This is a genomic window from Pseudomonas sp. NPDC078416, from assembly GCF_050268485.1.
Taxonomy (GTDB): domain Bacteria; phylum Pseudomonadota; class Gammaproteobacteria; order Pseudomonadales; family Pseudomonadaceae; genus Aquipseudomonas.
In genome coordinates this window covers 26,581-41,267 of the sequence record NZ_JBNNGV010000021.1, presented here as the reverse complement: position 1 = coordinate 41,267, position 14,687 = coordinate 26,581, and the positions used below count along the sequence as shown (strand labels likewise).

10 protein-coding genes are annotated in these 14,687 nt (G+C 61.7%); 9 read left to right on the top strand and 1 reads right to left on the bottom strand.

What is annotated here, in order from left to right:
- The first annotated feature begins 6 nt into the window (after window positions 1–6).
- The 9 genes from ACQKEN_RS17955 (at window position 7) to tagQ (ending at window position 13,985) form a co-directional block, all read left to right on the top strand.
- Window positions 7–1,329, top strand: a complete 1,323-nt coding sequence (locus tag ACQKEN_RS17955) for a DotU family type VI secretion system protein (RefSeq protein WP_427687532.1) — start codon at window positions 7–9, stop codon at window positions 1,327–1,329.
- Complete coding sequence (gene tssM / locus ACQKEN_RS17950) at window positions 1,326–4,829, top strand: type VI secretion system membrane subunit TssM (RefSeq protein ID WP_427687530.1); 3,504 nt, start codon at window positions 1,326–1,328, stop codon at window positions 4,827–4,829. The genes ACQKEN_RS17955 and tssM overlap by 4 nt, the downstream gene beginning before the upstream one ends.
- Window positions 4,826–5,479: a type VI secretion system-associated protein TagF gene (gene tagF, locus ACQKEN_RS17945; RefSeq protein WP_427687528.1), complete on the top strand. Its 654-nt coding sequence runs from the start codon at window positions 4,826–4,828 to the stop codon at window positions 5,477–5,479. Before tssM ends, tagF begins: the two co-directional genes overlap by 4 nt.
- Window positions 5,480–6,211, top strand: coding sequence for a PP2C family protein-serine/threonine phosphatase (locus ACQKEN_RS17940; protein ID WP_205485943.1), 732 nt, complete (start codon window positions 5,480–5,482; stop codon window positions 6,209–6,211). It begins immediately after the preceding gene.
- A gap of 10 nt (window positions 6,212–6,221) precedes the next feature.
- Entirely contained in the window at window positions 6,222–9,320 is a 3,099-nt protein-coding gene (locus ACQKEN_RS17935; RefSeq protein ID WP_427687525.1) for a serine/threonine-protein kinase, read from the top strand.
- Complete coding sequence (locus tag ACQKEN_RS17930; protein ID WP_427687597.1) at window positions 9,320–10,036, top strand: ABC transporter ATP-binding protein; 717 nt, start codon at window positions 9,320–9,322, stop codon at window positions 10,034–10,036. The genes ACQKEN_RS17935 and ACQKEN_RS17930 overlap by 1 nt, the downstream gene beginning before the upstream one ends.
- Complete coding sequence (locus ACQKEN_RS17925; protein ID WP_427687595.1) at window positions 10,036–11,238, top strand: ABC transporter permease; 1,203 nt, start codon at window positions 10,036–10,038, stop codon at window positions 11,236–11,238. Before ACQKEN_RS17930 ends, ACQKEN_RS17925 begins: the two co-directional genes overlap by 1 nt.
- Window positions 11,231–12,976: a formylglycine-generating enzyme family protein gene (locus ACQKEN_RS17920; RefSeq protein ID WP_427687523.1), complete on the top strand. Its 1,746-nt coding sequence runs from the start codon at window positions 11,231–11,233 to the stop codon at window positions 12,974–12,976. Before ACQKEN_RS17925 ends, ACQKEN_RS17920 begins: the two co-directional genes overlap by 8 nt.
- Window positions 12,977–13,058: 82 nt before the next feature.
- A complete protein-coding gene (tagQ, locus tag ACQKEN_RS17915) occupies window positions 13,059–13,985 on the top strand; it encodes a type VI secretion system-associated lipoprotein TagQ (RefSeq protein ID WP_427687521.1) in 927 nt (308 codons plus the stop codon).
- A gap of 108 nt (window positions 13,986–14,093) precedes the next feature.
- Here the strand turns inward: tagQ and ACQKEN_RS17910 are convergent, their stop codons facing one another.
- Window positions 14,094–14,684, bottom strand: coding sequence for a hypothetical protein (locus ACQKEN_RS17910; protein WP_427687519.1), 591 nt, complete (start codon window positions 14,682–14,684; stop codon window positions 14,094–14,096).
- Window positions 14,685–14,687 lie beyond the last annotated feature (3 nt).

The following is a 14,687-nucleotide window of genomic DNA, read 5'->3' as shown; positions in this document are numbered from 1 at the left end:
ACCGCGATGTCTTCCAACGATGACCCTTTTGGCCCTGGCACGCCGGCCAACGACCGCACGCAGTTCATGCCGCGCCCCGGTGGCCGCGATCCGCAACCTGCAGAGCGCAGTGAGCCGCCGCCCCCGCTTTCTGTAGCGGCGGCCCCTCTGCCAACTGGCAAGTCGCAGGGCCTGAACCCACTGGAGGCCGCAGCCGGTCCGCTGCTGGCATTGCTCACGCGCTTGCGCAGCACCATTGCCCACCCGGCCCCGGCCAGTTTGCGCGCGCAACTGCTGGCGTACCTGCGCCAGTTTGAGGAGCGTGCGCAGGCGGCCGAGGTGGCGCGCAACGACATCCTGCTGGCGCGTTATGCGTTGTGCACCGCGCTGGATGAAGCCGTGCTGAGCACACCGTGGGGCAGCGCCAGTGAGTGGGGCAAACAGAGCCTGTTGATCACCGTGCACAACGAAGCCTGGGGCGGTGAGAAGGTCTTTCAGTTGCTGGAGCATTGCTTGCAGACGCCCCGCGAGCGTTTGTATCTGCTGGAGCTGTTGTACCTGTGCATGTGCCTGGGCTTTGAAGGCCGCTACCGCGTGATGAAGGATGGCCGTAGCCAGCTTGATGCCTTGCGCGAGCGCACCAGTGCAGCGATTCGTACGGCGCGCGGTGAGATCGAGCGCGAGTTATCGCCGCATTGGCGAGGCGTGACCGTGGCGCGTGATCGCCTGTCGCAGTTCATGCCGCCCTGGGTCGCTGCCGCCATCGGCGTGGCCCTGTTGCTGCTGCTGTTGTTCGGCTTGCGCCTCAAGCTTGCGTCGGATGCAGAGCCGGTCTTCAAAAATATTCATGCACTGGGCGAGATCCCCGTGCAGGCCATCACCCCGGCCGTGGTGCAGCCTAAAGTCATAGAGCGCCCGCGCCTGGCGGGCTTTTTGGCTGAGGACATCAAGGCTAATCGCGTGGCGGTGGAAGATGCGGTGGATCGTTCGGTGGTGACCATCCGCGGCGACGAATTATTTGCCTCGGCAAGCTCAACCATTGTCGACGACTACCAGCCTCTGATGCTGCGCATTGCTGATGCCATTCGCAAAGTCAAAGGCCAGGTGCGAGTCACCGGGCACAGCGACAATCGGCCTATTGCCACGTTGCGCTTCCCGTCCAACTGGGCGCTGTCTCAGGCCCGTGCCGAGCAAGTGCTGCAAATCCTGGCAGCCAAAACAGGCCAGCCTGAGCGCTTCTCCGCCGAAGGTCGCAGCGACACCGCGCCGGTGGCGCCCAATGCAACAGCCGAAGGACGGGCGAAGAATCGCCGCGTTGAAATCACTGTGTTGGCGGAGGGGGTTGAGTGAAGGCGTTTCTCGGTTTTATCGTTCGCTGGGTCGTGCCTGTTCTGGGTCTGATTGCCCTCAGCCTGATCATTTGGTTTGTTGGACCGCTGCTTGACGTACTGATGTCCGAAGGACGGCGCTGGACACTGATCATTGTGCTGTTCGCCGTCTGGATCGCCTGGCGAGTGTTTCGCATCATCCAGGCGCGTCGCCATGCCGCGCAGGTGATGCAAAGCCTGGCCGCTGAAACGGCGCCGGACCCTGCCAGCGTCGCCACCGCCGAAGAGCTGGCCACGCTACGCCAACGCATGGATGAGGCGCTAAAGCTGCTCAAGCACGCACGCTTGGGTGGCGATGAGCGGCGCAACCTGTATGAGCTGCCGTGGTACGTGATCATTGGTCCACCCGGTGCGGGCAAGACTACGGCTCTGGTTAATTCCGGGATGCATTTTCCGCTGGCAGCGCAGATGGGCGCCGGTGCGATTCGTGGCGTGGGCGGTACGCGCAACTGCGACTGGTGGTTTACCGACCAAGCCGTGCTGTTGGACACAGCAGGCCGTTACACCACCCAGGACAGTCACGCACAGGTCGACAAGGCCGCGTGGCTGGGCTTCCTCGACCTGCTGAAAAAGCAGCGCTCACGCCGCCCCATCGATGGTGCGTTCATTGCGATCAGTCTGTCTGATCTGCTGCTGGGCAGCGAAGCCGAGCGTGCGGCTCACGCGGCAGCCATTCGCCTGCGTATTCAGGAGCTGTATAGCCAGTTGGGCGTGCGCTTCCCGATCTACGTGATGCTGACCAAACTCGACCTGGTGCCGGGCTTCATGGAGTTCTTCGATGCCTTGAGCAAAGAGGAGCGCGCGCAGGTGTGGGGCATGACCTTCGCACTGGACAATCCCAAAAACGCAGAGGGGCCGATCGGGCATTTTCTTGACGAGTTCGCCTTGCTTGAGCAGCGCCTGAACGCGCGTCTGGTCGAGCGCTTGCAGCAAGAGCGTGATCCGGCACGGCGTGACCTGATCTACGGTTTTCCGCAGCAGTTCGGGGCCCTCAAAGACACCCTGCAAGCGTTCCTCGACGGTGTGTTCAAACCCAACGCGTTTGAAGAGCGTGCATTGCTGCGCGGGGTGTATTTCACCAGCGGTACGCAGGAAGGCAGCCCGATTGACCGACTGATCGGAGCCATGGCCCAGAGCATGAGCCTGGACCGTCAGCACTTGGCGCGACAGACCGGCACCGGTCGCAGCTACTTCATTGAAAAGCTGTTCACGGCGGTTGCGTTCGCCGAGCGTGGGCTGGTGGGTGTAAACCCCAAGGTCGAACGTCGGCGCAAATGGCTGGCCCGAGCTGCATTGGCCGCCACCGTTGCGGTGGTGGTATTGGTCAGCACGCTGTGGGTGATCAGTTACCGCGCCAACCAGGCCTATATCGCCCAGGTCGATCAGAAGGTCGCGCCACTGGGACAAAGCGTACAAAGCCTGAGCCCCGCGCAGCGCGATGTGTTGGCGGTGTTGCCACTGCTCAATGCGGTGCGCAACCTGGCAGGCGATGCCCCTGGCATGTCGCAGGGATTGGGTTTGTATCAGGGCGACATGCTGCAGGCTGAATCCGGCAGCGTGTACCGCAAGCTGCTGATTGCGGTCTTCGCGCCGAGACTGGTCACCCGGCTTGAAGAGCAACTGCACAGCGGCGGCAGCTCGGACTTTCTCTACGAAGGGCTCAAGGCGTATCTGATGCTCGCCGACAGCGAGCATTACGATCCGGACTTCATCAAGGCCTGGGTCACTCTGGACTGGGACCAAAGCCTGCCGCGTGACCTGCCGCCCGATCAGCGCCAGGCACTGGGCGAGCATTTGCAGGCCTTGTTTGAGCGTCATCCACCCAATGCGCGACTGGACCAGCGGCTGATCGACGACTTGCGCCGTCAGTTGCAACAACTGCCCGTGGCGCAACGCGTTTATGACCGGGTCAAGCGCCAGAAGCTGCCGGACGGCGTCACCGACTTCCGTGTGAGCGAAGCCGCCGGGCGCGATGCCGTGCTTGTGTTCGCCCGCAAGAGCGGCAAGCCGTTGAGCGCGCCACTGAGCGGCTTTTTTACGGCCAAGGGTTATCGCGATGCGTTCCTGGCGACCAGCTTGAGCCAAGCCGGGACGCTGGCCGAAGAGCAATGGGTGCTGGGGCTGGAACGTGCTGATCAACAGAACGTCGCCAGCCTGGCCGCAGATGTGCGCCGTTTGTACTTTCAGGATTACCAGCGCGAGTGGGATGCGTTGCTTGCAGACCTCGACTTTGTGCCCATCACCAGTGTCGCTCAAGCCTCTGACGTCTTGCGGGTGATTTCCGGCCCCACCTCACCGCTGAAAAAACTGCTGGTGGCAGTGGCCAACGAAACCAACCTGCAACAAGGCGAGAAGCTCATCGCCGAGCAGGCCAGGAAGGTCGACGGTGGCGTCGATCAGCTTAAGCAGCGCCTCGGTTCGATGCTGGGCCGGGAGCAAGCCAGCAATGCCGTGGCCGCTGTCGTGGCAGAAGACCCGGTCAGCATCCATTTTGCCGAACTCAATGCGTTCGTCAGCAAGGGCGAGGGTGAGCCAGCCGCGATTGACGGCCTGTTGGCCGACATGAATGCGCTCTACGTACAGGTCAGCGCCATGGCGGGCGCCAGCGGTGAGGCCCTGCTGGGCGAAGCGAAAAACTCCGCCAGCGCCGCGGCAACGCGGGTCAATCTGACCGCGGATCGTGAGCCGCCGGTGGTCAAGGGACTGGTCAAATCGGTGGTCAGTTCCACCACTAACACCATGATGGGCGGGGTGCGCAATCAACTGAACGCTGCCTGGATCAGTGATGTGGTGAACGTGTATCGCCAGTCACTGAGCGGTCGCTATCCGTTGGCGCCGGGCAGTGTGCGCGATGCCACGCTGGATGACTTTGGTCAGTTCTTCGGGGTGGGCGGGGTGATGGATAACTATTTCCGCAAATACCTGCAGGACTACGTGGACACCTCGGCATCGGCTTGGCGCTGGCAGCCGGGCGCTGCTCAGAAACTGGGCATCAACGCGTCAGTGTTGCAAACCTTCCAGCGTGCTGCGGCGATTCGCGACGCATTCTTCCGCTCCGGTGGTGTGCAGCCTTCGGTGCGCTTCGAACTCAAACCGGTGGCGATGGACGCCTCGATCACCCAGTTCTTGCTTGATCTGGACGGCCAGCAAATCAGTTATGACCACGGCCCTAGCCGCGCCGTCGCGATGCAATGGCCCAACGCCGGCAGCATCGGCGTCGTGCGCCTGTCGATTTCTCCCCCGGCGGCCAGTGGTCGTTCCGGTATCACGCTGGACGGTCCGTGGGCGTGGTTCCGTCTGCTGGAACAGTCGGATCTGGTGTCAGCCGGTTCGCCCGACCGTTTCAACTTACGTTTGCGGGTCGACAGCGCCAGCATCTCGTATGAGCTGCGCGCCAACAGCGCCTTCAATCCGTTCAAGAGCCGAGTGTTGAGCGGCTTCAGCCTGCCGGAGCGGTTATGACCACGCCGGGCTTTTACGGCAAGCTGGCCAGCCGCGGCGACTTCGTCAGTCGTGGCCTGGCGCAGCATTTCATTCAGCCTTGGGATGCCTGGCTTTCGGCGGGGCTGCAGTTCAGCCAGCAGCAATTGGGCCAAGCGTGGCTTAACGCTTATTTGGTCAGCCCACTGTGGCGTTTTGTCGTGGCACCGGGTGTCTGTGGCCCTCAGGCTCTGGCCGGGGTGTTGATGCCCAGCATTGATCGGGTGGGGCGCTATTTTCCGCTCACCGTGGCGCAGGTGATCGAGCCAGGCCAGTCGTTGGCCGCGTTGGTGAGTGCGCCGCAGCAATGGTTTGATCACGTCGAAGCATTGATGTTGGCGACCCTGGAGCCTGATGCTGATTTTTCAGCCTTTGAGGACGGCCTTTCAGCCCTGGGATGCCTGCCGACGATCAGCGCCGAGCCAGTGAGCCACTTTGCCGGTCTGCAGCGGACCGACACCACCGACCCGCAAACCCGTCAGCGCGTGCTGGCTGAACTGGCGTGCACGCGGGCCAGCCTTTGGTGGGGCAACGGATCACAGCACATCGCGGCAGGACTCATGCGCTGTCAGGGCCTGCCTGAATCCAGGGAATTCGGCAGCTATCTGCTGGGACAAGGGGCGTTGATCTAGATGCCTGCATTCGCTCAACACATTCAATACCGCAGCGCCAGCTACAGCCATGTGGGCATGGTGCGGCAGATCAACGAAGACGCGTTTCTGGAGCTGCCTGAAAATGGCCTGTGGGCGGTCGCGGACGGTATGGGCGGGCACGCAGCGGGGGATTACGTTGCCAGCCTGATCGTCGACAGCTTGCGTCGTGCATCACCCTCGGACACGTTAGCGACGTACACCCTGGCGCTGCGCGCAGCGCTGGTCGAGGTCAATGCGGCCGTGCGCGAAGAAACCGTTCGGCGTGCGGTGAGCATGATGGGCAGCACGGTCGTTGCGCTGGCGGTGCAAGGCAGCAAGGGCGTTTGCCTGTGGGCCGGTGATAGCCGTCTTTACCGTCTGCGTGACGGTCAGTTGCAGGGTATTTCCCGCGACCACAGTTACGTCCAGGGCTTACAGGACAGCGGGTTGCTTAGCGAAGCCGAAGCCCGTGTACACCCGCGTGCCAACATCGTTACGCGCGCTATCGGTGTCGACGATGCGCTGGATCTGGCGATCACACATCTGGATATCTTGCCGGGCGACACCTTTTTGCTGTGCAGTGACGGCCTGAACAAGACCGCCGAAGACCACGAAATTCGCGATGTACTAGGCCACACCGACCCCTATCAGGTGGTTCGCAGCCTGGTGCATCTGGGACTGACCCGGGGCGCCCCCGACAACATCACGGCCATCGTCGTCAAAGCCTCTTGAAGACCCACCCATGGACATACTGATTTCCGGATTTGACATAGAGGGTGAGATTGGCGAGGGCGCCATGGCAACCGTCTATCTGGCCACGCAACGCTCGCTGGAGCGCAAGGTCGCGCTGAAGGTAATGGCCGCGTCCCTGGCGGCTGATCCGACTTTCTGCGAGCGCTTCCTGCGTGAAGGCAAGACGCTCGCGCGCCTGTCGCACCCGCATACCGTGACTATTCACGACATTGGCAATGTCGGCGACCTGTATTACATGGCCATGGAGTACCTGCCCAACGGCACGCTCAAAGAACGCGTGGCGGACGGAATCACGGCCGAGCAGGGCCTGACCTATATTCGCCACATTGCATCGGCACTGGGCTATGCCCATGCCCAAGGCCTGGTGCACCGCGATGTTAAACCGGCCAACATTCTGTTCCGCGCCAACGGCTCTGCCGTGCTCTCAGACTTCGGCATCGCCAAATCGCTCGACGACCGCACGCAATTCACTCAGGCAGGGCTGGCCGTCGGTACGCCCAGCTACATGAGCCCCGAGCAAGCGCGCGGGCAGGAAATCGACGGCCGCGCCGACCTTTATGCATTGGGCGTGGTGCTCTATGAAATCCTGGTGGGCAGGCTGCCTTACATCGGCATCGACGCCCTGTCCACGGCGCTGGCTCATCTGACTGAGCCGCTGCCGGAGTTGCCGATCCATCACGGGCGTTATCAGTTCATCCTTAGCAAACTGTTGGCCAAAGACCGTAACGAGCGCTTTGCCGATGCTGCCGAACTCATCGCAGCGCTGGATAATCTGCCACAGGACACTTCGGACGCCACCCAGATTCGCCCGCTGGCGCCGGTCGAGGTCAAGAGTGCGCCGGTTGCGAAGGATGACTTGGCGGGGCTTACGCCGGTGTCCATTGAGATTCCATCGGCCACGCCAAATAAGCCTGCCACGGCCCCGCGTCATGCTCCGCCGCTGCAGCCTTCAAGCCACTCCGAGCAACGCAAAGGCCCCGTGCTGGCCATGTTGGCGGTCGCAGTCGCGGCCGCCTTGGGCTTGGGCGGTGCGGCCTATTGGTGGCTGAGTGACGCGCCGAGGACTTCGGCAGTTGCCCCGCCTGCTTCGGCGGACAAAACGCCTGCTCGCACTGCCACGCCTGAAGGTCCTGCGTCCCAGAGCACGGGCACGACGCCGCCCACGAACCCTGCGAGCCCCCCGCCAGCCGTTGCCGCGCAACCTGTGCTCGGGGATGCCGACGGTGGCAATCGTCCGCTGTTGATGGTCGGCAAGAAAACCTTGTTTCAGCGCGTGTTGAGCAAGCCGGGTGCGCGTTTTGCCAACCAGGCAGGCGCCGCTGCGGATGACCCGTCACTGCCAGCTTTTTCGGTGCTGTACGTTTATCAACGTCAAAGCCTCAACGGCAGCCAGTGGTTGCGGGTGGGCGCTTCCAGCGACGGGCACAGCCAAGGCTGGTTGCCACTTGATCAGCTCAGCGACTGGAAACAGAGCCTGGTGCTCAAATTCACCGAGCGCTCCGGCCGTGCACCCGCGATGTTCATGCACGACGCCAGCCATCTGGAGCAGTTGCTGAATAACCCGGCGGCCGCCAAAACCCTGCTGCTCAATGCGCAAAAGAGCGCCGACGACACCCATCAAGTGTTGGCGCTGGAGCCTGCCGCCAGCGCCATTCCACAGAATCAGTTTTACCTGCTGCCGATCTTCGACTCCAAAGAGACCTTCGACCAGAACGGCCAGCCGGTTCAGATGCTCAATGTCGCGTCTATCGACCCCGGCAACACCCCTCAAAAGAACGAGGCGGGTGCTCAGGCGCAGGCACCTTTCACCCAGGACGGCTTCCGCACGGGCATCGTGCTGGTGGTGGACACCTCAGTGTCGATGCAGCCGTACATCGACCAAGTGCGCGACGTGGTCGCAGAACTGCAGAACCAGATTGCCAAGCGCGGCGAGTTGGATCACGTCAGCTTCGGCATGGTGGGGTTTCGCAATAACGTCAGCAAAACACCTGGCTTGGAATACCTCAGCAAGACACTCGTGACCTTGGATCAAGGGCGTGATCCGCAACGGTTCCTGGAGCTGGCGCGACAGGTCAAAGCCACCGATGTTTCGAGCCAGTCCTTTAACGAGGATGCTTTTGCCGGGATCATGCAGGCGGTCAACGGCATGGACTGGACGGGGTATGGAGGGCGCCTGATTCTGTTAGTCACGGATGCCGGATCCCTGCGCAAGAACGACCTCTACAGCAGCACCCAGATGAACGAGGCGGAGGTACGACAGGCCGCGCTGGGCAAGCAGATCAAAATCTACGCGCTGCACCTGAAAACCGATGCAGGCAAAAAGAACCATGCGTTCGCCGAGCAGCAATACCGCACGCTAACCGCCGACGCTAACCCGAAGATCGGTGACCTGTACGTGGGCGTGCCCGGCGGTGATGTGCAGAAGTTTGGCCAGCGCGTGTCTGAAATCGGCTCGGTGTTTGCCGACCTTGTGCATCAGGTACGCAACAACCAGGCGCCTTCAGCCCCTGCATTGCCTGCAGCACCTACCGTGGCTGATAAATCTGCGGCCATCGGATACGCCATGCGCATGGACTTCCTTGGTCATCAATCGGGCGTTCGCGCGCCGCAATTGGTCAGTGCCTGGACCACCGATCGCGACCTGACCAACCCTGCGCTGCCGCAGTTTCAAGTTTGCGTGATGCTCAGCAAGTTGCAGCTCAATGACCTGCAACAGTCGCTCAAGCTGGTCGTTGACGCGGCCCGCAAAACGCAAAGCTCGCCCAGGGACTTCTTCCAGGAAATCGCCAGTGCCAGCGCCTACATGAGCCGCGATCCATCCGCGTTGAACAAGGCTGGCAACCTGGCGCAGAGTGGTGTGCTGGGCGAGTACCTGGAGGGGCTGCCGTATCGCAGCAAGTCCCTGAGCATGACGCAGGACTTGTGGCTGTCGTTGAGTGTGGCCGAGCAGGAAGACTTCATTGATGAGCTGGATTCGAAAATCCGCCTCTACGAAACCTTCCACAACGACCTCGCCAACTGGGTTCGCTTCGGTGATGCCGAGCCGGGTGACGCGTTGTACCGCGTGCCGCTGTCGACACTGCCATGATGTTCAGCCTGCGAGAGGTGCGCAAAACGCGCGGCGAGGGCAGCCAGCGCTACAGCCTGGTGATCCCCCGTCTGGACTTGGCGGCGGGTCAGCAGTGGGCGTTGGTGGGGCCCAGCGGTTGTGGCAAAAGCACGCTGCTCGACCTGCTGGCGCTGGTGTTGTCGCCGGACTCGGCACAGCGCTTTGACTTCTCGAGCGAGCAGGGCGATGTCGACGTTGCCGGACTGTGGCGCGATGCACAGCACAACCGTCTCGCGGCGTTGCGCAGTCGGCAGATGGGTTATGTGCTGCAAACCGGTGGGCTGTTGGGTTATCTCGATGTGCGCGCCAATATTGGTTTGCCCCGGCAGCTGCTGGGGCTGGCAGACGATGGCAGCGTCGAGCAACTGGCAACGCAGTTAGAGGTCAGCGAGCAGTTGAGCAAGAAACCCGGTGCGCTGTCCGTGGGGCAACGTCAGCGCGTCAGTTTTGCGCGGGCGCTGGCGCACAACCCGCGTCTGCTGCTGGCCGATGAACCTACTGCGGCCCTCGACCCGCTCAACGCGCTGCGCGTGATGCAATTGTTGCTTGGGCGTGTCAGGGCGCAGGGGGCCTGTTGCGTGATCGCAACCCATGACCAAGCGCTGGCGCGTGACGCAGGCTTGCACGTGCTGCACATCCGTTGTGTGCGCGATGCCGATGGTGGTGTGACGGCCACGCTTGAGGAAGGTCGATGATGCGCGCTGCGCTGATAGCTTCTCTGGCCTGGCATGACTACCGCGCGGACGCGCGGCTTTCAGCCTGTGCGGTCTTGGCGCTGGTGGCGGTCATTGCACCGCTGTTGGTGTTGTTCGGACTCAAATTTGGGCTGGTGGGCAGCCTGACCGAACGCCTGGAGCGCGACCCGGCAGTGCGTGAGGTGATTCCCATGGGCGGCGGCCGGTTCAGCGCAGCGTTCATCGATGCATTGGCGCAAAGGCCCGACGTCGCATTCGCGTTGCCCCGTACCCGCCAGATCGCGGCCACCGCCGACCTATCTACGCCGGAGCGGGATCGAGCGGTAAACGTCGAGATGATTCCCAGTGGCGTGGGTGATCCGTTGCTGGGCAACGTACTGCCACCCACCGACCTGGACAGCATCATCCTCAGCGCGACCGCCGCTGAAAAACTAGGGGCTCAAGCGGGCGACTGGCTAGAGGCGTCTTTCAGCCGTCAGGTGGCGGGGCAACTTCAAGCGCAACACACGCGTCTGCACGTCACGGCGGTTTTGGGCATAGAAGCGTTTGGGCGCGATGCGATTTTCGCGCCACTGGCATTGCTCGCAGCGGTGGAAGACTACCGCGATGGCCTGGCGGTGCAGGCGTTTGGCTGGCCAGGCGATGCCCCAACTGCCGATGAGCAGCGCGTTTACCCCGCGTTTCGGCTGTACGCCCGTAACCTCAATGACGTTGAGCCGCTGCGGGTGTATTTCGCCGCCCGCAATCAGTTGGTTTCAACGCAGGCGCAGACCATCGCGCAAGTGCAATCGCTGAGCCGTAATCTCTCCATCGTTTTTTGGGTGATCGCAGCATTGGCCGTGGTCGGCGCCGCCGCAGCGATCTTCGCCGGGGCGTTGGCGGCGGTCGCGCGCAAGCGTCGAGAGCTTTCGGTGCTGCGTTTACTGGGGTTCAGCACCGGCGCGCTGTTGCTGTTCGTGGTACTGCAAGCGCTCTACAGCGGCGTGTTGGCGGTATTGATCAGCGTCCTGCTTTATAGCGTGGCCGAATCGGGTCTCAATCATTTGTTTGTGCAGGTGCCCGGCGAGCATGCCAGTCACCTGCTGTTGCGTCATTACGTCATCGCGCTGTCAGGTGTACTCGGTGCCAGTGTGTTGGCAGCGGCGCTCGGCGGCTGGCGTGTGGCGCGTATCGAAGCGTCGGAAGGAATCAGAGATGTATAAGTTGCGCAGGGCCATCCTGGCGTTGACCCTTGCCACCTTGTGCGCGCCGTTGGGCGTGCCTTCGTGGGTACAGGCAGCCGAGGTTGATGCGCCGGACGACTCGCTCGACAACCCCAAGCCCTTGCCTGACGACGTGGTGTTGCCACTGCCGTGCGAAGGGGAGATGGTGTTTCGTTATGTCTACGTGCTGGCCCAGGGCACCCTGGACGATCGTGAAGTAAGCCTGGGCTATCCATTTGCCGAGGGTGAGCCGGGCTACAAGCAATCCTTCATTTCCGGCTACCGCCGGGACTTCATCAACGGGCAGTTCACTCTTGGTGACCTGCCCGGTGACTGGCGTAAAACCATCAGCCCGTTGCTGCCTAAAACCGATGCGGGCACCCCGCTCAAACCCATGATGTATTTCATCGGTAAATACGAGGTCACTGCCCGCCAGTACGCAGCGGTCATGGCGCAGGCGCAGGCACTGGCCAGCGGTGAGCCTGCTCCGGCCTGCGGCGTCCCTCAGGGCATGGCCGGGCGCTTGCCCAAGGTCAAGCTGTCGCGCTATGAGGCCGAACGCTTCTCGGCGATCTACAGCGCCTGGCTGATGAAGTATCACCGTGAGCTGCTGCCCATCAGCGGGCGGGGCAGAACAGAAGACGACGGCGGCGTCGGTTTCGTACGACTGCCCACCGAAGTCGAGTGGGAATATGCCGCCCGTGGGGGGCAGGCCGTCAGCCGTCAGGAGCTTGAGGGGCGACTGTTTCCGCGCCACACAGAGGGCAGTGAAGAAGACGGCCCGTTGAGTGATTGGGCGGTGTTCAACCAAGTAGCGGGCGGCACCGGCCAAGCGGCGCGACTGATGCCCATCGGTACCAAGTTACCCAACCCCATCGGCCTGTTCGACGTGCTCGGCAATGCTGCTGAAATGGTTCAGGAATCATTCCAGCTGGTGCATGCCGGGCGTCTTCAGGGGGCTTACGGCGGCTTTGTCGCCAAGGGTGGCAATTACCTGGAAGGTGAGGGCACGCTATTCACCGGGATGCGCCGCGAGTACCCGCTTTTTGCTGCCGATGGCACTGAGCAGAGCAACGAAACCACTGGTTTTCGGGTGGCCATTGGTGCGCTTTCTGCGCCTCGCTCGCGTTACAAAGAGCTGTTCGAACAATGGCAGAAAGAGGGACGGCTGGCTTCGTTGACTGACGCGATCGACGACACTCAGGACCCGACCAAGCGCCTGGATACGATCATCTCCTCCAGCACTGACCCCAAGCTGCAAGCCGAGCTGGGACTGGTCAACGAAGAGCTTAAACGCAATGTGTCGTTAATCGCTCAGCAGCGCGAAGAAGCGGCAGGCGGCTTGATCCAGTCATCGGCCTTGGTAGCTGAAACAGTCAACAACTACAACATCCGCCTGACCAACCTCAGGAAAAGCCGACAGCAAGCGCTGGATGCGAAGGATGAGGCGAGTGCCAAGCTGTTTGCCATGGCCATCGAAAACGGCACCAGCGCGCTCGATGGCGCAGTGGCGATCTACATCGACAACCTTGCTACCGGTACGCGCTACACCGATGCGGTGATCCAGGCGCAGTTTCAACGGGTCAAGGAAGAGCTCAATCGAAAACCGGTCGTGGGCAAAAGTCTGGTGGCTCGCGCCACAGTATTTGTCCGCAACGTGGGCAGTTATCGTCAGCAAAAGCGCGCGGACCCGCAGGCGGTCCTCAAGGAATTGCTTGCACCGGCCACTGGGCCTTAACGGCCGGTGTCCAGCGAGTAAAAGGGAGTCCGGGCGGCCAGTGGCCGTACCGGCGTTGTAAAACCAAAACGAGAGCAAGAACATGCAGCTAAGCCGTAAACCCGTTGTATCGACCTCCAAATGCCGTGGGCTGCTATTGGCTGCCGTAGGCTTCAGCGCCGTACTGATGGCAGGCTGTGCCAGCTCGCCGGTCTCCAAAGTGGGTGCCAGCACCAAGGTTGAGTACTACCCAACCTGCTACGAGCCGGTCAAACACCTGCGTGAGACTGACGGTGACACCGCCAAGTCCGTATTCGGCGGTGCCGCTGTCGGCGCTCTGGGTGGCGCACTGGCCGGGGCAATGGTCGGTAGCTCCGAAGACCGTAAACGCAATATCGCCATCGGTGCAGCAGGCGGCGCCGTGGTTGGCGGTGCAGCGGGTTACTACACCGAGAAGCAGAAGCAGATTGCTGACGACAAACAGCGCATCGGCTCTTACGCAACCGACATCAACAAGAGCGTCGGCGACATGGACCGCAGCACGGCTTACGCCCAGGCTTCGCAGTCTTGCTACCAGAGCGAGTTCACCAAGTTGATCGCGGGCCGCAAAGCCAAGACCATCAACGACACCGAAGGCCGCAAGCGTCTGGCTGAAATCGTCGCGGGCCTCAAAGAGTCTAACGACCTGATCACCACCGTGAACGGTCGTACCGGTGAAAGCCTCAACAGCTACACCCAAGCGTACGAAAAAGACCTGCAAACCGTTGGCGTGCAGCGTGCCGACGTAGCCACTGTTGCAGCGGCAGACACCACATCTGTTACTCCGGCCAACAAGAAAAAAGCCGCCACGAAGAAAAAGCTGCCAACCGTACCTCAGGAAGCAGTGACCACCGAGAAGACCTTGCGGGACGCGAAAACCAAGCAGGCTGCAAGCCAGCAGGTTGCAGCGACCGGTCAATCGCAGGTTAACGCGATGTGCAAAAGCCCGGATCTGGGCGACTGGGCCCCCGTGCCTTGCCCAAATGCGTGATTGAACCTGTTTGAGCGTTAACAAAAACGGCCCTGCTCAATGAGCAGGGCCGTTTTTTTATGTCAGCTAGTAAGCGGCATCACGCCTAGCCGAGTCAGATTGTCGGGATCAGAACAACCCGCCCAAATAGATCGCCCCGCCAAAGCCTGCTTGCGCGCCCACATTATATCCAGTCATAAGCAGCGCCCCCTTGGCTGACTGCATCAACTGACGCTGTATCACCGTCATTCCAAAAAACGCGGTAGCCGGTGTTGTATTCATCGCCATTGAGAGTGCCAGCAGTTTCGGGTCCAGCCCGAACAGCATTGCCGTGCCCGAGCCGCCTGCAACCAAGCCGGCGTTAAGTTCCATGAACACGCAGGGACCGGTGATGTCATCGCGCTTTAAGTCCCGGTCTTTCAGCGCATCCGACACGAATACCCAGCCGTAGCTCGTAAAGGATTCCAATGCCCCCGCGCCGCCAACGTTTTTGCCCTTGATCTGCAGGTTAACCTTGCCGAAGCGCGGCAACTTGAAGCCTAACCCAATGCCTGCGCCAGCGCCTCCGTAGCGAAAGCTCTCTTCTTTGCCATCGGGTGTCTTTAGGGTGATTGATCCGCCCGTACCGGATACCAAACCAACACTGAGCCCGCCGCTACTCCCTGTGATGTACTCCCAACCGCTGACATTGACCGGCAGGGGAATGATCGATTCAGTCATCGT